Annotated in this window: 12 protein-coding genes, 1 tRNA gene and 1 pseudogene; 11 read left to right on the top strand and 3 right to left on the bottom strand. The window is 33.3% G+C overall.

The window, feature by feature from the left end; genetic code table 11:
* The first annotated feature begins 100 nt into the window (after positions 1–100).
* From GX308_01200 to GX308_01175, 6 genes are all read left to right on the top strand, one after another.
* Positions 101–174, top strand: a tRNA-Arg gene (locus GX308_01200).
* Between the two features lie 371 nt (positions 175–545).
* The gene (locus tag GX308_01195; protein NLK20707.1) at positions 546–1616 is read left to right on the top strand and encodes an ATP-grasp domain-containing protein; all 1071 of its coding nucleotides are present in this window, start codon (positions 546–548) and stop codon (positions 1614–1616) included.
* Positions 1613–2401: a PHP domain-containing protein gene (locus tag GX308_01190; protein ID NLK20706.1), complete on the top strand. Its 789-nt coding sequence runs from the start codon at positions 1613–1615 to the stop codon at positions 2399–2401. Before GX308_01195 ends, GX308_01190 begins: the two co-directional genes overlap by 4 nt.
* Positions 2367–3704 carry a polysaccharide deacetylase family protein gene (locus GX308_01185; GenBank protein ID NLK20705.1) on the top strand — a complete coding sequence of 446 codons (1338 nt, stop codon included), beginning with the start codon at positions 2367–2369 and terminating at the stop codon, positions 3702–3704. The genes GX308_01190 and GX308_01185 overlap by 35 nt, the downstream gene beginning before the upstream one ends.
* A gap of 8 nt (positions 3705–3712) precedes the next feature.
* Entirely contained in the window at positions 3713–5623 is a 1911-nt protein-coding gene (locus GX308_01180; GenBank protein ID NLK20704.1) for a copper amine oxidase N-terminal domain-containing protein, read from the top strand.
* 152 nt (positions 5624–5775) lie between these two features.
* Positions 5776–7938 (top strand): alpha-galactosidase, encoded by a 2163-nt coding sequence (locus GX308_01175; GenBank protein ID NLK20703.1) that lies wholly within the window; start codon positions 5776–5778, stop codon positions 7936–7938.
* 135 nt (positions 7939–8073) lie between these two features.
* Here the strand turns inward: GX308_01175 and GX308_01170 are convergent, their stop codons facing one another.
* Entirely contained in the window at positions 8074–8799 is a 726-nt protein-coding gene (locus GX308_01170) for a polysaccharide deacetylase family protein (GenBank protein ID NLK20702.1), read from the bottom strand.
* Between the two features lie 223 nt (positions 8800–9022).
* Between GX308_01170 and GX308_01165 the strand changes: the two genes are divergently transcribed.
* The 3 genes and pseudogenes from GX308_01165 to GX308_01155 all read left to right on the top strand — a co-directional run bounded on the left by GX308_01165 (position 9023) and on the right by GX308_01155 (position 10623).
* Positions 9023–9715 carry a LysM peptidoglycan-binding domain-containing protein gene (locus GX308_01165; protein ID NLK20701.1) on the top strand — a complete coding sequence of 231 codons (693 nt, stop codon included), beginning with the start codon at positions 9023–9025 and terminating at the stop codon, positions 9713–9715.
* Positions 9716–9728: 13 nt separating this feature from the next.
* Positions 9729–10016, top strand: coding sequence for a cell wall hydrolase (locus GX308_01160; GenBank protein ID NLK20700.1), 288 nt, complete (start codon positions 9729–9731; stop codon positions 10014–10016).
* A 118-nt stretch (positions 10017–10134) separates the two neighbouring features.
* Positions 10135–10623 (top strand): annotated as a pseudogene (locus tag GX308_01155) (hypothetical protein).
* A gap of 116 nt (positions 10624–10739) precedes the next feature.
* Here the strand turns inward: GX308_01155 and GX308_01150 are convergent.
* A complete protein-coding gene (locus tag GX308_01150) occupies positions 10740–11972 on the bottom strand; it encodes a toll/interleukin-1 receptor domain-containing protein (GenBank protein NLK20699.1) in 1233 nt (410 codons plus the stop codon).
* A 395-nt stretch (positions 11973–12367) separates the two neighbouring features.
* Positions 12368–13363, bottom strand: coding sequence for a hypothetical protein (locus tag GX308_01145; protein NLK20698.1), 996 nt, complete (start codon positions 13361–13363; stop codon positions 12368–12370).
* 204 nt (positions 13364–13567) lie between these two features.
* Between GX308_01145 and GX308_01140 the strand changes: the two genes are divergently transcribed.
* Both GX308_01140 and GX308_01135 read left to right on the top strand, forming a co-directional pair.
* Positions 13568–14710 (top strand): polysaccharide deacetylase family protein, encoded by a 1143-nt coding sequence (locus GX308_01140; protein NLK20697.1) that lies wholly within the window; start codon positions 13568–13570, stop codon positions 14708–14710.
* Positions 14711–14746: 36 nt separating this feature from the next.
* On the top strand, positions 14747–15014 hold a 268-nt coding region (locus GX308_01135; protein ID NLK20696.1), incomplete at its 3' end, for a hypothetical protein.

Below are 15014 nucleotides of genomic sequence, written 5' to 3'. Positions count from 1 at the left end.
GTGGCGGAATTGGCAGACGCACAGGACTTAAAATCCTGCGGTCCTTAAAGACCGTACCGGTTCGATTCCGGTCTCCGGCATATTTTTAATTTGATACTATGTGCGCATAGCTCAGCTGGATAGAGCGTCTGACTACGGATCAGAAGGCCGAGGGTTCAAATCCTTCTGCGCACGTTAAATGAAATAGAGACTGTGAAATCTTTAGGGATTTTGTGGTTTCTATTTCATATTTTATATACGGATATGGCGGAATGGCAGAAGTAATCTATATATGCAGTTTATCGGTAGAATTTGAAATGCACTTGGAATAAATCTCCCTGTTATGTTGTTATGGTGACCATATTTTAGCAGATTTATTTTACAAGTGCATTTATTATGTAAACAAATAAAAGATACTGATAAAAAGATTATGTAGGTTGGTGGTTTAAACTGGAAATGTCTTAGCTACCTTGTAAGCCAAATTTATATATAGTATAATATATTTGATTTTATTTTCTAATAAAGGATAGAATTAAGTCCCATAGTATCGTAATATTGGAGGAGACATGCAAAAAATATTAATTGATAACATAGACAAAAGAATGACTGCCCCCTTAGTTGAATATTTTCTAAGGGAGGGGTATAAGGTTTATGGCGTAGGTTTTACCAATTCTAATATAATTAGTAATAAAATAAATTCAACCTTTAAAATATCCAAAGAAAATATCAAAGCAGACCTCTTGAAAGTTTTTAAAAGCTTTACTGAAAATGACTATTTATTGGTAGGCAATCCCCTTATTATAGAGGCGGTAAATGAAATAAAGCCAAATATGAAATACATAGTGCCAAACCAAGATATAGTGACTAAAATAACAAATAAGAAATGGTTAATGGAATTTGCCCATAATCTAAATATAAAAGCACCGGGTAGTGATAATAAAAAATATCCTTTGGTGGTTAAACTTAATAACTCTGAGAATATCAATCTAAAACCCCAGGAAAGATACAAAATAGTTAATAATGATGATGAATATCATAGGGCTATTAAGGTTATGAAAGACCATAAGGACAATATATTAGTCCAAGAATATGTTACGGGAAAGGGTTTTGGGGTATCTATGCTCCTTGACTATGATTCTAATATGGTTGATTATATTATGCATGAAAGAATTTTTGAATATCCTATTGCAGGGGGACCTAGTGCCATTTGCGCTTCTAGATATAAGAAAGAGCTAGTCCATAGTGCCTATAAACTCCTAAAAGAATTAGGATGGACAGGCTATGCTATGGTAGAATTTAAGGGGGATTATCTTATAGAAATTAACCCAAGGTATTGGGGAAGTATGCCCCTATTGTTTGTAGCTAACTCCCAGTTTTTTGGGAATTACGTTAAGGTATTGGATAATAATCATAATAGCATTGATGAAAATACTATTCCCTATAACTTAAATAAAAAAATGTTCTATTTTCCTCAGGCTTTTTTTGCGATGGTGGCTTGTATTAAAAAGGGGAAGATAGGTAAAGCTTTAAAGGCTATGGGATACATTATTATTGCTAAAGAAGGTATATTTAGGTTTTCAAATCCAATACCGTTTATTAATTATTTTAAATCCCTGGTTAGGAGAAATATAAAATGAAACTGTGTTTACATATACACTCAGAACATTCCCATGACTGTGATTTGCCCGTGAAAGATATTGTAGATACTGCAAAGGGTCTAGGGTATAATGCTATAGCTGTTACCGACCACAATACAGCTAAAGGAGGAGTTGAGGCCCTTCAGTATGAAGATGAAAGTATTTGTATTATCCCGGGGGCAGAATTTTCTACGCAGTATGGGCATATTCTTACATATTTCATAGATGAATCTATAGAAAAAAATACACTTAAAATAGATTCAAGAAGATTTGATTTTTATAGCCTAATTGAAAATGTCCATAAACTGAATGGGGTCATTATATTAGCCCATCCTTTTAATAGCAAATTGAAAGATAATATGGATATTTTAAAATATGTAGATGGTATAGAAAGATATAATTCCCGCATGGATTCTTTCTACTGGAAGACCAAGTCAAATAATTTTATAAAGCCTATTTTGAATAGAGATGATTTTATTTACTTGGGAGGGCCTGATGCCCATTCCTTAACTGAACTTAACAATTGTTATACTATAACAGAAAAATTTCACCCCAATCCAGAGTCTTTTAAAGATGCATTGAAAGCTAAAAGTATTATTTATTATAGAAATACAGTCAATTATGCTATAGCCAGAGCAAAATTTCATAATGCAAGGAACCCTGGAATGGGCTTTATTATAAAAAATGGTATTAGAATTATTTATGGAATATTAGAAGTAGCTTACAATAAGATAATGAGGTGTAAGGAATATGAAAATATATGCATTGGCAAGGAAGATAAATAAAAAGATAAAACAACGACGAAGGGAAAATGCCGGTAGATACTTATCACCTGTTAGGAGGTTTGAAAAATTTTCTGTTCCCGAAGGAGAAAATTTAGTATCGATGACCTTTGATGATGGGCCAATGAATATGCCTATAAATCCTGTTATCGAACCTAAATATGAAAATTGCGGACTTACAAAGGTACTGATTGATATTATGGGAGAACATGGGGCAAGGGGAACATTTAATGTTATTGGAACAACAGAACACAATTATCCGGATAGGGAAGGTACTATTAATAAGCCTACTTGGAGTGGTGTTAAACACGATCATTATCCCATGTTTGGTAAGGATAAGTATGCAGGTGCTAAGCATCAAAAAGAATTAATAAGGGCACTTATAGATAACGGGCATGAAATTTCAAATCATGGATATAGGCATGTTCTATTTGGTAGAAATAATATTGTATATGGTACTAGGGAACATTTTTCAAATATTCATGAAGTTGTTTCGGATCTGACAGAATTACATAATCTTCTTAAAAGAGAATTTAATTATGAAGTAATTATGTCAAGACCACCTCATTATATCGATAAGATGCCTGATGGATTTACATCCTATGAAGCATATGCCATGATGGGATATGATTATTTAGCTGCTAGTTTTGATGGCGGTGGATGGATGCCTACGGTAGGAAGTTATAAGGAAGACGTAAAAAATATGGTCCAACCAATAAAGAATATACTCGAATCAGATTCTAGTTCTCTAAATGGTCAAATAATATTCCAAAAGGATGGCTACAATATGTCTTTGATGACTCCAGTAGCATCTGCTCTAAAAGAACAGCTAGAAGTACTAAAGAAATATGGATATAAGGTTGTTAGTGTGAGAGAATTAAAGAACCAATATCCTTTTGAAGATTTCCATGATATATCTAAAAACTTTGAAATTGCTAGGGAGTTAGAACAAAAAGGTTTTGTTATAGGATATAAAACCAATGAATTTAAGCCGGATAAAAATCTTACTCTTGGAGAAATGGTGACGATGACCTTAACAAAGGAGGATTATAAAAAGGAACTTAATAAAATCTGCAATTCCAAACAAGATAAGGCAATGTATCTAAAGCAGCCTTATTATTTAGGATTTTCACATTATAAAAGATTAGATTTAATGGATAAAGAGGATTCTATTGCCACTAAGGAAGATATAAAGAGATTTTATAGCGATAATTTTGGAATTAATCCATCTATTAAGAAGAATAGCTTAAAAAGATACGAATATTTGGAGGTTTTAGCAGAGTTAAAGGATAATATAGATAAGTGAGGTATGACATGAAGGGGACAAAAAAAATACTGACATTCACAATTCTAATAATCATGATTTTTAATATTTCAGGGGGAAAAGTATTTGCACAAAATAATGGACAGCAAAACAAAAATCCTGAAACACAAGTTAACATCATTATTAATGGAGAAAGGTTCCAACCATCTACTCAACCAATAATTGAAAATGGTAGAATTTTAGTTCCTTTAAGATCATTATTTGAGGCAATGGGTATAAAGGTTAACTGGAATGCGGTGGAAAAAACAGTATATGCATTTAGGGAAAATACCGCCATACAAATAGCCATTAATTCTGATAAGGCTTTTATAAATGAAGAGTCTGTGCAATTAGATCAGCCAGCGATTATATATAGGGATAGTACATATGTTCCACTGAGGTTTATAGGAGAAGCCTTCGGAGGCCATGTAAAATGGGATTCTAACACAAGAACAGCCGAAATAACAACTAACTTTGTTGTGGAACCTAAAGTACAAGAATTTACTAATATGAATATATATGTAGATAAAAAGATTGTAAATATCCCTTTTAATCCTGTTATAGCGAATGGAATTGGATTGCTCCCAGCAGAACCTATTTTAAAACATATGGGTGCCAAGATATATAGAGATTATATGACGGGAGAAATAGTTGCAATAAAAAATGAGACAGAATTAAGAATTAGTATAGGGGAAAAAACAGCAACTGTTAATGGTAATTCCATTCAACCAGTAGGAAAAATTATTGAGTATAAGGAAACGATATATATTCCAGTTAAATTGCTTGAACAAGTTTTCAATGCAACGACGGCCTGGAATGCTGCGACGAAAGAAATAAACATACATAATAAACAAATTGCATTTGTACTTCCAATATTACCGAAGGAGTTTATTGGGGGAGGAGTTGTTCCTAAAAATGTACCGGAGCCAATCCCAGTAGGGAATACAAGACTTATGGTCAGTGATAATCCTGAAAAAATCAGTGAAAGGACTCTTCCATATGATTCAGCAACTCTTTGGCAGGATCTTGTTAAAAGTGATGAAGATTCTATAGACCATATAGTTTTTGGATATCATGAAAACGGGTTTTATGAACCTATAACTATAGGCATTACCATTGAAAACTTATCTACCACTAACGAGATAGAAGTAGTATTGCCAAGGGGTATTGCAAGGAGTACTAGCAGAGGATGGGCTATATACGATGTTGGTTTAAAAGTTGCAGAGCTAGGTATTAGCAATAAGCTACCTATAATCCCGATGCGAAAGACCGTAATGAAGCCGGGGGAAACACTTTTAATGGATGATTTTTATGTTAGTTCTGGAAATCTAATTGAATTTCAGCACGAATTTAAAGTGAAAAAGAAATCGGGAACCGGAGAACTAGATTACATAATTCGTACGGTTGTGAGTCAAAATGATAACACAAATTTAATGGCAATTAAGGAATTCCCATTGCCTTTAGATTTGGATAATAAACACCCAAGGGGAACATGGGACTTTGCTATGATTGAAACAGAGCTTCCTCTATATGAAGCAGGTACTTATCAAACAGCATATTCCGTATCTAATAAGGTAACTGATAATCTTTTTTCAGCGGAGAGCAGTTTCGGAAAGGAATATGGAACTATAGGTAATATCGGTCACTATGGGGCTACCTATAGAATAAAGATTCCAGTTGCAAATAACACAGGTAAAACTAAAATCATTAAGATTAGATTAAATCCACGGGGAGGAAGGTGTGCAGCAGCTGTTAAAACCGATGCGGGCTTTTTCATTACCCCCGAAATGAATTCGGAGGAAGCAACAACAATAATAGAATATACTCTAGAAGACGGTGAGGAGAAAACTCTTGAATTTGAAATGATGAATGCCGGTGGTTCCAGTCTTCCTATTGCAGTGAATATAATTACAGAAAATTAAAAAGGTACCTGAAATAAGATTAAAGATTTCCCAACTTATTTCAGGTACCTTTTATTATTAAAAGATAATTTATAGTTAACTTTTTCTATAAATGTGGTATAATTAAAGTAAACGTTAACCTAAGATTTACAATATTATATTGGAGGGATAGCATGTCTATTATTTATGATGAAAAAAGCAAGTTATTTTATCTTCACACAAATAAGACCAGCTATATAATGCAAATTTATGATGCAGGGTACTTATCCCATGTATACTGGGGAAAACGGATCAAAAATTTTAGCATCACTAATAAGGATATTGGAGAGGAAGTTGTAAACTTAGATGCAGTTTTACAAGAATACTCTGCCTATGGAACCGGGGATTTTAGAACCCCTTCTTATGAAATCCAACTGGAAAATGGTTCCACAACAGGGGAGTTAAAATATTTAAATCATCGTATATTTTCAGGTAAAAGGCCCTTGGAAGGATTGCCATCTACATATGTAGAGAGTGAAAATGAGGCAGATACCTTGGAAATTGTATTAGAGGATACCATTTCCAGGCTTGAGATTGTGCTTTCCTATGCAGTTTTCGAAAACTATAATGTTATAACAAGGAATGCAAAACTTATAAACAAATCAAATAAGGAGTTTAAGATAAAAAGAGCACTTAGTTTTAATGTGGATTTTAATAACTCTAACTATGATGTTTTACAACTTTCAGGTGCCTGGGCAAGAGAGAGACATATTTATAGAAGGGCTTTAATTCCTGGCATACAATCTATAGACAGTAAAAGGGGAATAAGCAGCCATCAGCAGAACCCATTTATTGCTCTGTTAAGTAAGGATGCCAATGAGGATTTTGGCGATGTTTATGCTTTTAATTTGGCTTATAGCGGAAGCTTTTTAGCCCAGGTGGAAGTGGACCAATTTTTCACTACGAGGGTGCAAATGGGAATCAACCCTTTTGATTTCGAATGGAACCTAGAACCTGGTCAATCTTTTCAAACCCCCGAAGCAATCATGGTTTATTCATCTAATGGGCTAGGGGAAATGTCAAGGACATATCATAAGTTATATAGGGAAAGATTATGCAAAGGGGCATATAGGGATAAGGAAAGACCTATTTTAATCAATAATTGGGAAGCAACCTATTTTAATTTTGATGCAAAAAAAATAGAAGAAATAGCTTCTATCGGTAAGGAATTAGGGATGGAGCTCTTTGTATTGGATGATGGATGGTTTGGGAAAAGGGATTCCGATAATTGTTCCTTGGGAGATTGGGTAGTAGATTTAAAAAAGTTACCTGAGGGCCTTGACAATTTGGTTGAGAACATAACTAAAAAGGGAATAAGGTTTGGTTTGTGGTTTGAACCAGAAATGGTATCACCAGATAGTGATTTATATAGGGCACATCCTGATTGGTGCATTCATGTCCCTAATAGAACCCCCGCCCAATGGAAATATCAAAGAAATCAATTGGTATTAGATTTAACCAGGAAGGAAGTATGTGATAAAATAATAGAAATGGTTTCTAATATATTAAGTAGCACCCCCATATCTTATGTGAAATGGGATATGAATAGATCCTTAACAGATATAGGCTCTGCAGTCCTTCCTAGTAAAAACCAAAGGGAAACAGTTCACAGGTATGTTTTAGGGCTTTATTACATATTGGAAGAAGTTACTTCTAAATTTCCTAATATATTATTTGAAAGTTGTTCATCGGGGGGAGGAAGATTTGACCCTGGAATGTTATACTATATGCCTCAAACTTGGGCTAGTGATGATTCTGATGCGGTAGAACGACTAAAGATACAGTATGGTACAACCATGGCGTATCCCCCTGTATCTATAGGAGCCCATGTTTCTGCTTCTCCAAACCATCAGATAGGAAGAGAAGCGGGTTTTGATATAAGAGGTAATGTGGCTATGGGAGGAACTTTTGGCTATGAATTGGACCTTACCAAACTTACTGAGGAAGAAAAAGAAACAGTAAAGAAACAAATTGAGTATTTTAAGGATATAAGACATATAACTCAATTTGGAGATTTCTATAGAATATTAAGCCCTTTTGAAGGAAATGAAACTGCATGGATGTTTGTTACAGAAGATAAAAAAGAAGCCATGGTATTTTACTTTAAAGTACTTGCAGAACCCTTTGGGGTTTCAAAAAAGCTAAAATTAAAAGGACTTAATGAAAAAACTACTTACCAAATAGATGGAAGAGATATAATAGTTGGTGGAGATGAATTAATGTACTCAGGAATAAATGTAGAAAATACTTTTGGAGATTTTACAACCTATTCTTGGAGATTAAAAGAAGTAGAATAATATTATTTGAGTAAAAGCCTCTAGGTAAAAACCTAGAGGCTTTACTATTATGAAGAATCGGATTCCATTAAAATACATTGTATCCACAATTTGTGGATACAATGTGGATAAGTGGAAAAAAGCCCACAAATTAATTTATTCCTTATTCATAACAAACTCCTTATTCATAAGTTCGGCAATAGTAACGAACTCATATCCTTTATCCTTAAGTGTGGGAATCATTTTATCTAAGGCATTGGCTGTTCCTGTTAGATTTTGAGTATGATGGCCGGCACAGTGCATAAGGATAATGGAACCGGAATCAATATTAGGCATTACATTGGTTTCAATAGCTTTCGAGGGAAGGCTTTTCCAATCCAATGAATCTACAGACCACCCTACTGCAGTAAGTCCCATAGACTTAAGTTCTGATAGTTGATTTTCATTAATATTTCCATAAGGAGCACGGAATAAATTTGGTCTAATACCTGTAGTTTTAAAAATTAATTCTTGGGTCATTTCTACTTCATTTCTAAAGGTTTGAAGGTCTTTTTTATAAAGGTTAGGATGATTATAAGTGTGATTGCCTATAACATGACCTTCATCTACAATTAACTTTGCCACAGAAGGATATTCTTTTGTTTTTACTCCTAAAAGGAAGAAGGTTGCTTTAGTATTATGTTTTCTAAGGACATTGAGTATTTGTAGAGTATAATTGTTATCAGGGCCATCATCAAAGGTTAGGGCGATTTTCTTCTGGGTTTTAGAACCATTAGTAATGATAAAGTTAGGAGTAGTAGCTTTAACCGCTGGTGAAGGTGAGAGTATTAAGGGAATAAATAAAACAATGAAAAGAAAAAACCTCTTAATATAGATTTCCATAGACTCAGTCCTTTCTCTTTCCATAGACCAAGTTCTAACGGTGGTTCTTCCATAGAAAACCAATGTTTTAATTGGCTTTCTACATTATAATAGTATATTCGTTTTGATAATATAAATACTTCCAAAAAACACCTCTTGTAAATTGTTAAGAAAGTGTTACAATAGACATGAATTAAGTAACAATTTTGATATAGTTTTTAAATAATTTTAAAGGGTGGTAATTATGAAACGAATGATAGCTAGAACTTTATTTTTTATTTTACTTATAGGGGCCCCAATTAATGCTTATGCATCGTCTTATATAATGCATACTGTACAACAGGGTGACAATGTAACGACTATTTCACAAAAATATAACATAAGTTCTAACCAAATAAACAGTCTAAATGGAAAAAGTGAATTATATATAGGAAATCTGCTAAAGCTTCGCCCTATTGCAGGAAATAAAACAATTAAGGTCTTTTTAGATAATAAGGCTATAGTCACCGATGAGGCACCGTATATGGAGGGAGGGCTTACCTTTGTACCTATTCGATTTATTGCAGAAGCTATAGGAGTAAAGGATATAAATTGGAATAATGATAATGAAGAAGCAATCCTAATGAAAAATAGTGTAATTCTTCGTCTGCCTATTAGAAAAACCTATGCTTTCATAAATGATGAAACCATAGAGTTAGATGCCCCTATTAACATATACAAGGGCAGAACCTTCGTGCCCCTTAGATTTGTAGCGGAAGCCTTTGATTTAAATGTTGAATGGGATGAGGGCAATGCCTATGTAAGATTATTTACAGATCAATATGTTGAAAAAAGATCCCAAGAAACAGTTATTTCCCCAGTATTATCTTATTCAGAGGAAGATATATATTGGCTTTCTAGAATAGTTGAAGCAGAAGCAGGGGGGGGAACCTTATGAAGGTAAATTAGCAGTGGCAAATTGTATTATAAACAGAAAAAGAAATAAGGATTTTCCAGATACTATAAAAGGGGTAATATTTGATAGAAACTGGGGAGTACAATATACTCCCGTGGCTAATGGTACAATATATAATAACCCCTCCGGGGATAGTATAAAGGCTGCTACAGCAGCGTTAGAAGGAACTAATAATATAGGAGAGTCTTTATATTTCTTAAATCCAAGAAAAGCAACAAACAATTGGATTATAAAAAACAGAAGGTTCTATCGCACTATAAAAAATCATGATTTTTACCTATAAGGAACTGCTAACTTAGTTAGCAGTTTTTTCTTTCATATGTTAAATTTTAGAGGTATAATAACTATATTATGAAATAAAAAATGTCAAAGCAGTTAAGAAATCCTAAGGGGGAATGTATATGAAATATCAAATCAAACAAAAAATATTAAGCTTTGGAGATGACTTTAATATCTTAGATGAATATGGAAACAAAAGATATTATGTAAAAGGAAAGGTATTTGCCCTAGGTGATAAACTAAGAATATATGATGAAAATGGAAAGGAAAGAGTGTATATAGAACAGAAGTTATTTAGATTCCTTCCGGAGTATTCTATTTACATGGATAATCAATATGTAGCCAAGGTAAAAAAAAGAATTTACGTTTTTTAGACCAAAATTTGATATAGATAGTAATCAGGGAAAATATAGTATAGAGGGGGATTTCTTCGGATATGACTTTAGAATTAAAAAGGATGGGAGGGTAGTAGCATTTGTAAGTAAAAGTTTTTTTCAATTAGGGATACTTATGGAGTAGAGATAGATGATAAAGAAAATCAAGCTTTAATAATAGCACTTGTTATAATAATAGATCAAGTACTCCATGATGATAATCATAACAATAATTAAGGTCACCAACCTGAGTATAGCGAAGAATTTAATATCCTAGATTCTTCGCATATACTCTAAAAGACTAGAAAAATGCCTGTTTATTAATTTCGGGTAATAGGATGCCTAGTTTCACTTTATTCAACTTCACCTACATATCTATATCTATCATCTTTTTCAACATATTTAAAATAATATTTATGCTTTTTTGTTATTACTTCTTCGGCAGTAATAACTATATCTACTTCAAGGATAACTCCATCTAGCTTACCTTCCGGATTTAAGGCCAATTCAATAGGTAAAGGATTTTTAGCTTTATACTTGATAGAAAAATCATTATCAAAATCCCAAGTATGCTCGAAAATTTCCTGACTTAATTTTATATAGTATTCGAGATCTTCTTTGATATAGGATTCATGAAAATCAGAATATATGTTTTCTGGATCTTTATAATATTCCTCATAGGCACTCCAACCAAGAGAATCGATAATATTGGATAAGCAAACTGATGCATCAGTTGAGATAAATTCTGCTTTTTGGTATGAATTTGATATCACTTCTATTTTATTTACGTCGGTTGTATAGGTTAAATTTTCTCCTACGGGTAAAGTAGAATGGACAAAATGATATTTATCATTAATGGGGTCGGAGGATTTTTCTACATCCTGTAGAGAAGTTTCTATGTTCTTCGTAACATCAGAGGTAGGAGTGTCTTGGGTTGCTAATATATCAGGGATATCTGAAGTATCAGAATCAGCCATAGAGGTACTACTATCAATATGATGAACAATACCATTGGTGTTTTGTTTATATTTAAGTAAAGAAACAGTTATCATACTAATAAAAATAACAATAACTAAAAAACATCCTACGATAGTAATGGCTAAGATAATAGTAGGGCTGCTACTTTTTTTATTACTAATAGGAGCAGGAGAGGGAGAGTGCTGGTTTATAGGTGATTTAATATGGGTGGGGTCTTCTGCATTCCTAATAGTACTTTCTAATTTTGCAATGCCTTGTTCTAGTGGTTCATTAGAAACATTGAGGACAAGGGGTACTGATAAATAATATTCCATGGATTTAGAGGGCTGAATCTCCTCAACTATAAATGGAATAATTGTTAAATCCTTTTCTGTGGCTTTACTTAGTTCTCTAAAGACTTGTTGCGAAGAGTTGGAATTGGAAGAAAAAATAACAACCATAGCCATACAATTTTCAATGGCATTAAGGATTGCTTCTCCATAGTTTTGACCAAGCTTAACATCCCTAGAGGAAACAAAACATTTTATTCCTCTCTGCTCTAGGCCCTGACATACTTCTTCGGCAACAAGCTTATCATTAGGGGCATAGGAAATATAAATATAACTCATAAAATCACCTCATATACAAATTATTTTATTTAAAAAAGAATGCAAACGCATATTTTAGTCAATAATATAGTACTTAATCTTTTCTCCACCACTTAAGGAATTCACCTAGTTGATTTCAGGCCTCGTTTCCATCTTCATTAATAATTTCTTTCGGTGTAAAACGAAGATTATGGGGAAAGACCCACTGGGACTGTGGAGTCCCAGGGGAACCTTAAAGGTCTTTAACATACGATGAAGTTTTTTGGCGATGAATCTATCGGATTTGGTACATAATATATGCATTAAATTAATTATACACATTATATACTAAGTTTCAATAAGATTTTGATTATTAGCCAAATTTATTATAAACAAAAAATAAGCAGAAGTTTTCTGCTTATTTTTTGTTTATTACTTTATTGATTTAATGTGTTTACAAATCTTTGTAGAGAATTAAGCTTATTGGTCATGCTATCACTTACTTGCCTTAATTCTGAAATAGCCTGCACCTGGTTTTGATTATTATCTATTAAATCATCATAGATATTGTCCCCTTTAGATGAGGCGGAGGCAGCAGCCTCTACAGCATAAGAGATAGATTTCATGCTTTCTAATATAAGGTCGATTGTTCTGTTGATTGTATTCGACTGGGTTAGTATTGTTTCAACAAATTGGTTGATAGACTCAAAAGCATCCCCTGCCTTATTAACAGCCGTCACGGTTTCGGTTACCTCTGCCGCACTGCTAGACATAATTTCAGAGACTTCAGAAGTTTGTTGCTGTAACCCCGAAATTAAATTAGTAATATCTTCTGCAGATTTTGAAGATTGCTCTGCAAGTTTTCTAACTTCCTCTGCAACCACGGCAAAACCTTTACCGTGTTCACCAGCCCTAGCTGCTTCGATAGAAGCATTCAAAGCAAGAAGATTAGTTTGACTGGAGATACTGGTAATAATTTGAGAAATATTACCAATTTCGCTCGAACTTTTGCTCAGAGAAGTAATAGTTTGGTTGGTTCTTTCTATGGTATTTTTAAGCTTATTGATTTTGGCAATAGATTCTTCTACATAGACCTGCCCATCCTCTGCAGTTTTTACTGCATTTCCTGCGATTTCATTCATTGAATCTATGTTTTCCGATATTTGTTTTGTTTCAGAAGATAAAGCATCGTATTGATTTGCAATATCTGATAGTTCTGAACAACTATCCATATAGGATGGGGCTTGCTGATTTAAAAGAGATGCTGCATATTCCGAGGTAGCATATGCTTTGTTTAGGATTTCATCTAGCTCATCAGAACTTGATTTTATAGGATCTAAAGCATTATTAAATTGTTTAATTAATTCTGTTTTGAAAAGCTCATTTTGCTGTAGGAACTTCTCTTCCTTTTTCTTTTTATTAAAAACTCCCATTACATAACCCCCTTGTAAATTTCACTTATGTGTATATTATTATCTTCTATTATAATCTATAGAGTAAAGAAAGAAAAGATAAAAATAGTTATTATATGACTTAATTTTATTTTATATTGATAAATTTGAATTATTTCTTGGTATGAACCATAATAATGAGTATAATATAAAATGACACAAATCGACTGGAGGGGAAGAAATATTATGTTTAAAAGAGTCAAAAGCATCTTTATTGTATTTCTAATTTTCGCTATTCCGTTTATGGTAGCGGCCTGCATGAAAAACAATAAAGTCCATGATGAAGATGAAAAAGTGACAGACGAAAGGGCACAAAATTCTTTAGAAACTGAAAGAGAACAAATAAAAGAGCCAAAAACAGAATCGGAAAAAAAGCAAGAAGAATTAAAAGAGCAAGTGAAAAAAATAGATTATCAAAAAGTCAAACCCAATGAATTAGGACATATTATGATTATTATGTATCATGGACTAGTGGAAGAGAATCCTCCAAGTCCATATCAAAGAAGGATAGAAGATTTTAAAAAAGACTTAAATTATTTATATGATAATGGGTATAGGCTTATTTCCATGAAAGACTATATAAATAATAATATTTCCGTTGAGGCGGGGTATACCCCCATCATTATTACCTTTGATGATGGGATTAGTACTAGTTTTTCACTAACTGATGAAGATGGCAAATTAAGTCCCACACCTAATTCTGCAGTGGATATTATGAATAAGTTCTGTAATGAACACCCTGATTTTGGGAAAAACGCAATTTTTTATATCAATGGAGATAATGACCCTTTTGCTGGGGATGGAAGCTTTGAGGAAAGGGTAAAATATTTAACAGATAATGGATATGAAGTGTCTAGCCATACTTATTCCCACGCCCATTTATCTAAATTGGATAAGGGTGGGATACAGGAACAATTAGGTAAAGCAGACAAAATGATTAAAGATGCTCTGCCAGGATATATAGCGGATTCATTTGCATACCCTTTTGGTGAAAGACCAAAAGAAGAATTGAGATACTTGATAAAGGAAGGAATCTACGAAGGGGAAGAGTATGGATATAAAATAGCCCTAAGGGAAGGACCTAGCGGACCCTTTTACCCACCTTACCATATAAAATTCGATTCATTAAATGTACCTAGGGTTAGGGGATCGGAAGGTGAAGAGGGGGATTTATGGTGGTACTTAAAATATTATGAGGAATACCCCCATTATAGATATATATCCGATGGAAATCCTAATCGGATAGCTGTTACCGAGGGTAACGAAAAAAATGTTAATATGGAAAGCTTAAATGGTAAAGAATTATATGTGTATACAATAGAAGAATAAGGAGGGTGAGGCCCTCTCTATCATGGAGGAATATGCATGAGCATTCAATATATATTAGGTCGCTCCGGTGTGGGAAAAACTAATTATATATATAAGGATATAAAAAATAAGTTAAAAGAGAATAGAGGAAATTCTCTAATATTAATAGTTCCAGAACAATTTACATTTCAAACCCAAAAGGATTTAATTAAATCCTTAGATAAAAAGGGAATTATAGAAGTGGAAGTCCTCAGTTTTGAAAGACTAGCCTACAGAATTTTTGAGGAGGTAGGAGGGCCTACAGAAAAATTATTGGGGGATTTGG

This window comes from Candidatus Epulonipiscium sp. (assembly GCA_012519205.1).
Taxonomy (GTDB): domain Bacteria; phylum Bacillota; class Clostridia; order Lachnospirales; family Defluviitaleaceae; genus JAAYQR01.
The sequence above is the reverse complement of the archived record's forward strand: the minus strand, read 5'-3'. Positions and strand labels throughout refer to the sequence as shown.